This is a genomic window from Paraglaciecola sp. (assembly GCF_030730205.1).
Classification (GTDB): Bacteria; Pseudomonadota; Gammaproteobacteria; order Enterobacterales; family Alteromonadaceae; genus Paraglaciecola.
In genome coordinates this window covers 1-9,176 of sequence record NZ_JANQVQ010000263.1, presented here as the reverse complement: position 1 = coordinate 9,176, position 9,176 = coordinate 1, and the positions used below count along the sequence as shown (strand labels likewise).

The following is a 9,176-nucleotide window of genomic DNA, read 5'->3' as shown; positions in this document are numbered from 1 at the left end:
CTACCAATGTGGGCTGATTGATTTATGTACTACAAAGATCAACAGGCCCTAGACAAAAATTGAAATACTGACAAATTGTGTCTTAAACATTCGACAACATTCATGTAGTCAACTCAATTTTGTGCGAAGAAATCACTAAGTAGAGTATTAATTTTCCACGGCATTTCAACTTGCGGTGTATGTCCACAATTTTCAATAATTTCTAAACTTGAATTAGGCGTTATTTGTTGTCCTGCTTGTGAATGGCAATATGGAATCACTTGGTCTTGTCTACCATGCATATAAAGTATCGGTATTTTGCTAGAAGAAAGAATATCTTTAGCTTTGTTAACTAAGCTATTTTTTTGTCCCCACACCGAGGTCATTCTTTTTAAGGTATTTAAAAAAGCTTGCTGGGCACCATCACGCAGTACATTGCGTTTTACGACCGATAAGAGTTCGGCAGATACCGCAGCTGGTTCGAAAAATATGGCGTTTATTTGTTGATCAATTGCCATTTGATTGGGCTGAGCCATAAGACGACCAAGTAAAGGCAAGCACATCAGTTTGAATGGTAGTGGCGTATCACGGCCAAGCGTAGCTGAGTTTAGCAAGGCTATTTTTTTGACTCTGTTTGGCTGTAGTCCATACATTTGAATTGAAATTGCACCCCCCATTGAATTTCCTGCTAAATTTACCCTTTGAATTTTGAGCTTGTCTAAAAATTCCCAAGCAAACTGGGCGAAATCGGCAATTTCATAGGGTTGTTTGCCAAAACCAGATAGGCCGTGTCCCGGAATATCCCACACTATCACTCGATAGTTTACTGACATACCTTTCACTTGCTCAGCCCAAATTTCGAGTGACGAACCTATGCCGTGGGTGAGTAACACGACATCACCTTCACCGGCTGAATCCTGGTAGCGAATGGAGGTATTATTTACCTCAATATATTGTTCTTGATGCATGAATTTATCCTACTGTGAGTTACCACAAAGACGGTCTTACTGACCGCCCCATGCTGACTTATGCTGTTTATGACCAACGCACTATTGGCTTGATGGTTACCCCAGTTTTAGTATCGTTAATAGCTTGGTTTATATTATCTGCAGAATAAAACGTGACTAACTTATCAAACGGAAACTGGTCATTAAGGTACATCTCAATAAGTTTGGGTATAAAGCTATGCGGATCGGCTTCGCCTTCAACTATGCCTTTCAATCGACGTCCGCCACTCATAAAATGGGTTTCATTCAAGACAATTTCTGCCTGTGGACCAGAGGCGCCCAAAATGCCACAGGTACCTCTGGGCGCCAGACTCTCAACCGCTGAGCGGATAACCGCCGGAATACCCGTAGTATCAAGGGCGTAATAAACCCCGCAACCGGTGATTTTCATTACTTGGCTAACAACATCTTGTTCTGTCGGATTAATGGTATGTGTTGCACCCAGTTCACGCGCAATCTTAAGTCGAGAGGTTTGGGTATCAACCGCAATTATGGTTTTAGCTCCCACACTATTGGCTGCCATAACAGCCGAAAGACCCACTGAACCGGTCCCAAAAACGATAAAACTTTTGCCCGCTTCTACTTTTAAAGCGTTTAACACGGCTCCGGCACCTGTCTGCATACCACAGGCTAAAGGACCAAGAAGTTCAAGTGGTAGATTTTTATCGACTTTAACCGCGTTGGATTCGTGACAAATGGCAAATGATGCAAATGACGACTGACCAAAAAAATTTCCATGGATCATTTTATCATTTTGACTCAAAGCACTGCTGCCATCTTCTCTGACTGCAAAAAAGTTACGTGGAAAAAACTCATGGCAATAACTTTTATCACCATCATCGCAACTTGGACATGCACCACAGGTATTGTACGACATCACAACGTGATCACCGGGTTGGATACTTGTCACATGGCTACCAACTGCTTTAACTATGCCTGAACCTTCGTGTCCAAGCACAACTGGCAAAGGCGTGGGTAACATGCCATCCCGCACCACAAGGTCGGTATGGCAGACTCCGGTAGCGACAACTTCAACTAAAATCTCATGTTCTCTGGGCGCTTCAATATCAATTTCTTCGATGCATAAGGGTTGACCTGCAAACCGTGCAATGGCAGCTTTAATTTTCATATTGGTTTCCTAAATTTGGCTTTTAATATCTAAAACGGTTTTGCTTGCGCGGTGATCCGCATAGTTGACCACTGCCAATGGGTGTAGAGATCCCAATCTGATGGACCACACACTGTGCTGCCATTGCCAGAGTCACCACAACCACCAAAGGGATTAATACATTCATCGTTGACCGTTTGATCGTTAATGTGCAGCAAACCAACGTTGAGCTGTTCACCAAGGATTATTGCTCGACTAACGTCATTACTGATGATGCCTGCAGCTAAGCCATAATTACCAAGATTGGCTAATTTAGCGGCTTCTTCATCATTATCAAATGTGACAATATTAGCTACTGGCCCAAAAATTTCTTCTTCAAAACAGCGCATACCCGGTTTTACGTTAGTTAATACTGTCGGGGCATAAAATAAATTATCCGTCCAAGCACCAATTTCAAGTACGGCTCCTTGGGCGATAGAATCCTCGACAATTTGCGTCACTTTTTGCACTTGAATTTCGTTAATCAACGGCCCAATAGCCGAACCAGAAACCGGGTCGCCCATGGGTAAATGGCGAGCTTTTTCAATGACTTTTGCAGTTATTGCTGGTGCTATACTGGAGTGCACTAAAATACGCCCAGAAGCCATACAGATTTGACCTTGATGCAAGAATGCACCCCACGCTATGTTGCTTGCTGCTACATCTAAATCGGCGTCTTCTAAGATAATCAGCGAATTTTTACCACCAAGTTCTAACGACACTTTTTTGAGGTTACGTCCACAGGCTTCCCCTACTTTGCGACCGGCAGCCGTTGAGCCAGTGAAACACACTAAACCAATTTCCGGTGCTTCACATATGGCAATACCGGCATCTACGCCACCGGGCATGACCTGATACACACCTTTGGGTAAGCCTGCGTGCTCAAGTGCCATAGCCAACAAAAATCCACCTGACACTGGTGTTTGAGGATCCGGTTTTGATACAACCGCATTACCCGTCGCCAAAGCTGGAGCGACCGAACGTGAACTCAATATCATTGGGAAGTTAAATGGAGAAATAACACCAACTACACCAAGGGGCATGCGTTTAGCGGTAGAGCTACGACCAACCGGACTGGGTAAAGTCACTCCATTAGGTTGTAAAACCATATTGGACGCCAGCTGCAAAATAACGATGGTTTCTTGGATTTCTAGCTGGCCTTTAGGAATAATACCTCCCGTTTCTCGGGCTATAATCAGACTAAATTCGGCAAAATTTTGTTGCAAATAATCTGCTGCTTTTAGAAAAACTTGCGCTTTGTCACGGGGCGTAACCTTCATCCATTCCTTTTGTGCTTTTGCTGCCTTGCTGGCTGCTTTTAAAACATCTTGAGTATTAGCTTGCCCGCAACTTGTTAGAATTTTGCCAGTTGCAGGTTCAATCACATCAATATTGCCATTACTGGCCTTTATCCAGTCACCGTTAAACAGATGTTGTTGCCAAGGAGCGTTATCGAGCAGGGACGTTGTCATTTCATTGTTCCAGTTTAGCGCTAATAAATAGCGGTTTAAAAAACTGAAATGGCAATTCCCATGCCAAAGTAAATAATTTGTTAATATTTAATCTCAATGCTTAACAAAGTTAAGTGGGGCTTGTATTCGCATTAAAGAACACAAGTTTTTAGAAAAACACTAAAGTAATCACTCCTTCAGGAAAATTGCTCAAATGAGTAAAATTGGATTATTTGACTTGCTGATATGATGAAATCAATTTAGTTGGCAACTCACATTTAATACTATATGACGACTAAAAAGTAATGCTCTAGCGCTTATTAGTGAACTTGGAACATTGATTGGCCTTTTTATCCCTTCACTTTCTCGCCCCATTTATGCCAACAATTTTATTACTTTAAAATAACATCCAATTAAAATTTCATTATTTGATAAATATCCATTTTGCCACTTTAACACCAAACCATTTAAATAAATCATTAAATAACAATAGGTTAACCATAATATATCAAGATGGCTCCATTCTTGCTGAGACCCACAAACTTACTTCACATTAACAATAAAATTAACCTGTACGGAGAAAAATGATGCGTTTTAAGCTCAGCAAGCTAGCAAGACAACTACCCTTACCCTTAACTATTGGTTTATTGGCTTCGTCACTACCCGCTATGGCCCAAGAAAATAACAATAGTAGTAATAAGAAAGAACAAGCTGGATTAGAGGTGATAAGCGTGACCGCTCAAAAACGGGTGGAGAATGTGCAAGAAGTTCCTATTACTATTTCTGCCGTAAGTGCTGATTCCATTCGTGACAATGACATTTCAAATGTCACTGAAATTTCGGCGTTTATTCCAAATGTCGAGATGGATGCCACCTCGCCATTTGCTGGTTCGTCATCTGTTCTTAGTGCTTTTATTCGTGGGATTGGCCAAAACGATTTTGCCTTTAACCTTGAGCCTGGAGTAGGTTTATATGTCGATGGAGTCTATTATGCTCGCACTATTGGCGCGGTAGTTGATACCCTTAACTTAGAACGTATTGAAGTATTAAAAGGACCGCAAGGTACGCTTTTTGGTCGTAACACCATTGGAGGAGCAATTAGTATTACTACCAGTGCGCCAGACGAAGACTTTAATTTTCAAACAGAAACCACTCTGGGAAGTTTTAATCGACAAGATATTCGTGTGTCGGCTGATGTACCGCTAAGCGACAATCTATTCAGTCAATTTTCATTTTCATCAAAACGCCGTGATGGTTATCAGAAACGCATTCATTTTGCTGGTGCAGAACAATTTATCAATGATGTGGGTAAATTTAATACCGTCGAAAATCAAGCCTCCTATGGCAATCAGTCAGGGGCTGAAAATGGCACCAATGCACGATTAAAATTGCTTTATCGCGCCAGTTCAGATATTGATATTACTTGGACATCAGATATGTCACATACTAACGAATCGGCAGCGCCTTCCAGTTTAATTGCGGTCAATAGCGAAGGGAGTTTAGCCAGTCTTTACAATACTTGTATTGGTTTAGATGTGGCGACCCTTGAGCAAATAGGTTTGGGCGTAGCGTGTGGCGTGCGCGGTGTGGTTGGCACCTCGTTTGCTGGTGCCAACGCTGATGACAATCCTAACAACAATCGCTTACCCATTGATGATCGTTATATTACCGGTGATCCTGACACCACTTATGCTACCGGCAGTAACTTTTCGATCCTCGATGCCTGGGGAACTGCCTTAACCGTTGACTGGAGTTTAGTTGATTCCATTGACTTTAAGTCAATAACATCCTTTCGTAAATTAGAGGCCAGTTTTGGCGTGGATAACAGCGGAGCGCCGCTAATATTGGTAGATACCTCTTTCTACACAGAGCAAAAACAATATTCTCAAGAGTTACAACTGACAGGCAAAGCCTTTGGCGATAAACTCGATTGGGTTACTGGTTTGTATTACTTTAGTGAAGAAGGCATGTTGCTTGATACCCCAATATTCGCCGCTGGCTTGGTGCAAGTTTATGGTCCCAACTTTCTGGAAAACAAAGCAGTAGCCGCTTTTGCCCACCTTAACTATGCCGTAACAGAGGAGTTTGGCCTTACCTTTGGCTTGCGTTATACCGAAGAAAATAAACAGTTTGAAGGACAACAACAAGAACTTAATGGATTTGGTATTAAAGTCGGATTTCCTTCTTTTCTTTACCCCGACCAAACTGATTTAACACGAGTATTTCCACTTGGTGTTAATAAATTAGACTTTAACGATACCTCAGTCCATATGGGTGCTCAGTACAAATTGAGTGGCAATATCATGACCTACTATTCTTATTCTGAGGGGTTTAAATCCGGCGGTTGGACAACCCGTTTAACCTTGCCTGAACCAGGTAATGTAGTGCCTACTTTCGAGCCAGAAGCAGCGACCAGCCACGAACTAGGAATAAAATCGCGTTTTTGGGATAATCGTGCGCAAATCAATGCTGCGATGTTTCATACTGATTACGAAAATATTCAAGTCACTGTCAGTCGCGGGCTATCTCCCTTCTTTGAAAATGCGGCGGCAGGTGTGATTAAAGGCTTGGAATTTGAAGGGCAATTTCTAGTCACCGATGATCTGTTTGTTAATCTAGCCTTAGGTTATATCGATGCGGCTTACACCGAATTAAACGAAGGTACCGCCATCGAAAAAACCGATCTGTTTGTGAACACCCCCAAAAACTCGGCAACCTTAGGCCTTCGTTATAACATACCACTAACGTCAGGCGCTGAGTGGGTGATATTGGCCGATTGGGCCTATCGCTCTGAAATAGCCAATAATTCTGAAAATGTAGCCGGTACTAACCAGCCAGCAGCTAGTACGGCAAACGCCTCGTTGAAGTATCTGTCTGATGATGGAAAATGGGATGTCACTTTACGTGGAGACAATTTGACCGATAAACGGTTAATAGTCAGTGGTTTTGAAAATGCAGATGTCGGTACCACTCAAGTGGTTTATTCTGCACCTAGGCAGTGGTCTTTAACCTTAGGTTATCACTTCTGATTATGACGCAATATACCCATACACTAGCCCCTTTTTGAAGAGTAGTGTATGGGTAAGTACACTGATTAAAAATCAAACTAACTTACATTATGTTTACCTCAAGCTTACTATTCTAGATAATCACACATCAGTTATAGTTAGGTGGTGTAATGCCAAAATCTAAACAAACCAATACAACAAGAGTGTCCTTAGCAGAACTGTCCAACAGCCAGTTCCACTCGATACTAAAGGGTAACTCCACACAGTTGACCGGCCATAATTCCCCAAGCCTTGAAGAATTAACAGAGTGCCTCACATTTTCTCCCGGCGATGGGCGTATTTGGTTAAACGACCAACGTATGCTGTTAATGCATTCATCCTCTTTTGGTTTTTTGCGCCAAGAACTTATTGAACGATTAGGCCGCGATCCAGCTAGACGTTTATTGTCACGAACGGGATATCATTCTGGAGCCAGAGATGCAGAGTTAGTTCGCCAGCGCTGGCCTGATGCGGAGCCAGCAGCAATATTTATCGCCGGAGCTCAACTTCATGGCTTAGAAGGCGTGGTAAAAGTAGAGCCAGTTTACTTTGAATTTGATGAAACGAAAGGCACATATACTGGCGAATTTTATTGGCACAATAGCTGTGAAAGTGAACAGCATATTGCATCTTATGGCATTGGTACTGAGCCGGTTTGTTGGATTGAATTAGGTTACGCTATTGGTTATGTTTCAGGTTTAATTGGCTCGCTAGTCATATTTCGTGAAACAGAGTGCAAGGCCATGGGACACCAAAAGTGTAAGATCATTGGCAAGTCGGCCAATTTATGGCCAGAAGGAGAGCGTGAACTCGATTTTTTAAACGAAAGTGTCAATCTAAGTGGTCAGTCAGACGTACTCGACATCATTAAATCTAAACCGCAAACTCAAGCAGATGGCTCACAAATTATTGGCGTGTCGGCTACTTTTACAGCGGCCTGTCACTCACTATCGAAAGTCGCAAAAACCCAAGCAACAGTATTATTTTCCGGTGAGTCCGGGGTAGGTAAAGAGCTATTTGCCACCATGCTGCATAAAATGAGTAAGAGGAGCGAGCAGCCTTTTATCGCTTTTAACTGCGCAGCCATCCCCGATAATTTACTCGAAGCTGAGTTGTTTGGCGTAGAAAAAGGCGCTTATACCGGCGCCTCAAGCAGTCGACCTGGGCGGTTTGAACGCGCCCATGGTGGCACCTTATTTTTAGATGAACTTGGCACCTTGAGCCTTGCAGGACAAAGTAAGTTATTACGCGCATTACAAGAAAAAGAAATTGAACGTGTCGGTGGCATTCAATCAATCAAAGTTGATGTTAGAGTCATAGCCGCGACTAATTTAGATTTACGTGAAGCAGTCAAACGTGGGGAATTTAGAGAAGACCTATTTTATCGTTTAAATGTTTTTCCCATTGCCTTGCCGCCACTGCGCGAAAGGCGCGAGGATATTCCACTGTTATTCGATCACTTTATGCAACATTACTGCAAACTGCACGATAAAAAGCTCCTCGGCATTACCCGCAGAGCCTCTAAGGCGCTGCTAAATTACGACTTTCCTGGCAATGTGCGCGAGTTGCAAAATATTGTCGAGAGAGGCGTCATAAGTGCAGATGACAATCAGGCACTTGATCTCTCGCATTTATTTCGCAATGAACCCATACCTCAAGAGTTAGTGTATTCAGTGTCTAAGGATGGTGAACTTGCCCGCGAGCGTGATGTTCTGGGCAAAGGGGCGAATTTATCTGCTATAGAACAATTTAGTCAATTTTCCAAAGGCGCTTTTTCGCTAGATGAATTAGAACAAAAGTTACTAGCAGAGGCGGTACAAATGGAAGCAGGTAACCTGTCTGCGGCGGCACGGAAATTGGGATTGAGCCGAGCTCAGTTAGCGTACCGCTTGAAAAAGTTTGAAAAGTAGACCATTAAAAGAAAATTAACCGTTGCACAGTGCAACTATCCCTTGCCAAATCAACTGTCCGCAAAGCAGACTTAAAATAATGCTAAAAATTAATTTAAATCTTTCTGTGGGCAACTTTTTCAATACCTTAATACCTACCCAAGTACCAATTGCACCGCTGGCTATCATGCTAATTATTAGCGGAAGCCACTGCCAGAATGAAAAACCAATGGCTCCATAAACAAAAGCTTTTAAACAATGCTGAAACGTCATACAACTGGAGAATGTGGCCGTAAAATGCATCTTGTCATAACCATTAACATGCATACAACTGCCCACTAAAGGACCGCTGGCACCAACAAACATCGACATAAAAGACGTCAACATGCCGGCCAGAATACGCCACAAATTAGAGGTTTCTCGAATGGCCGGTGTTACACCCCACAGTAAGTAAATAACAAATAATCCAACCGCAATTTTCATCAATTCGAGTGGTAATTCGGCCACCAACAGCGAAGCACCGAGAGCACCTAAAATGCCGCCAAGAGAAAAATACAGCAACATATGTCTGTCAATAAAACGAAACGTTAATAACATACGATTGGCATTCGAGCCCAACTGCACAAGTCCGTGCACCGGTATCACCACGGCCATGG

Annotated in this window: 6 protein-coding genes; 2 read left to right on the top strand and 4 right to left on the bottom strand. The window is 42.6% G+C overall.

What is annotated here, in order from left to right; translation table 11 throughout:
- Nucleotides 1–113 precede the first annotated feature (113 nt).
- The 3 genes from NWQ57_RS17295 to NWQ57_RS17285 form a co-directional block, all read right to left on the bottom strand.
- Nucleotides 114–947 carry an alpha/beta fold hydrolase gene (locus NWQ57_RS17295; RefSeq protein WP_306023421.1) on the bottom strand — a complete coding sequence of 278 codons (834 nt, stop codon included), beginning with the start codon at nt 945–947 and terminating at the stop codon, nt 114–116.
- Between the two features lie 67 nt (nt 948–1,014).
- On the bottom strand, nt 1,015–2,115 hold the full coding sequence (locus tag NWQ57_RS17290) for an NAD(P)-dependent alcohol dehydrogenase (RefSeq protein ID WP_306023420.1): 1,101 nt from the start codon (nt 2,113–2,115) through the stop codon (nt 1,015–1,017).
- A 29-nt stretch (nt 2,116–2,144) separates the two neighbouring features.
- Nucleotides 2,145–3,605: a benzaldehyde dehydrogenase gene (locus NWQ57_RS17285; protein ID WP_306023419.1), complete on the bottom strand. Its 1,461-nt coding sequence runs from the start codon at nt 3,603–3,605 to the stop codon at nt 2,145–2,147.
- A gap of 563 nt (nt 3,606–4,168) precedes the next feature.
- Between NWQ57_RS17285 and NWQ57_RS17280 the strand changes: the two genes are divergently transcribed.
- Nucleotides 4,169–6,613 carry a TonB-dependent receptor gene (locus NWQ57_RS17280; RefSeq protein WP_306023418.1) on the top strand — a complete coding sequence of 815 codons (2,445 nt, stop codon included), beginning with the start codon at nt 4,169–4,171 and terminating at the stop codon, nt 6,611–6,613.
- 149 nt (nt 6,614–6,762) lie between these two features.
- Nucleotides 6,763–8,541 carry a sigma-54-dependent Fis family transcriptional regulator gene (locus NWQ57_RS17275; RefSeq protein ID WP_306023417.1) on the top strand — a complete coding sequence of 593 codons (1,779 nt, stop codon included), beginning with the start codon at nt 6,763–6,765 and terminating at the stop codon, nt 8,539–8,541.
- Nucleotides 8,542–8,556: 15 nt separating this feature from the next.
- Here NWQ57_RS17275 and NWQ57_RS17270 read toward each other — a convergent pair.
- Nucleotides 8,557–9,176, bottom strand: a 620-nt coding sequence (locus NWQ57_RS17270) for a sulfite exporter TauE/SafE family protein (RefSeq protein ID WP_306023416.1), incomplete at its 5' end; no start/stop codon positions are given.